Annotated in this window: 1 protein-coding gene; it reads left to right on the top strand. The window is 75.3% G+C overall.

Annotated elements, in window-relative coordinates; all coding sequences use genetic code 11:
- On the top strand, nucleotides 1-304 hold a 304-nt coding region (locus tag ASC93_RS31500), incomplete at both ends, for an AMP-binding protein (protein WP_162251937.1).

Below are 304 nucleotides of genomic sequence, written 5' to 3'. Positions count from 1 at the left end.
GACGACCATCGACCGCCTGCGCGACCACTGGCTGCACCTGCTGCGCGCCGTCGCCGCCGATCCCGCCACGCCGGTCGCCCTGCTGCCGCTGCTGGACGACGCCGAAGCGCGGCGCCAACTGGTCGAGTGGAACGACACGGCGGCGCCCTATCCGGCCCACCTCGGCGTGCACCAGGCATTCGAGGCGCAGGCTGCCCGCACGCCCACGGCCACCGCACTCGCATGGGACGGCGGCACGCTCGCCTACGCCGAACTGAATGCCCGCGCCAACCGCCTGGCCCGCCGCCTGCGCGACAACGGCGCC

Source organism: Massilia sp. Root335, assembly GCF_001425685.1.
Lineage (GTDB): Bacteria > Pseudomonadota > Gammaproteobacteria > Burkholderiales > Burkholderiaceae_D > Telluria > Telluria luteola.
Note: the sequence above shows the minus strand (reverse complement) of the source record. Positions and strands in the feature narration are given on the sequence as shown.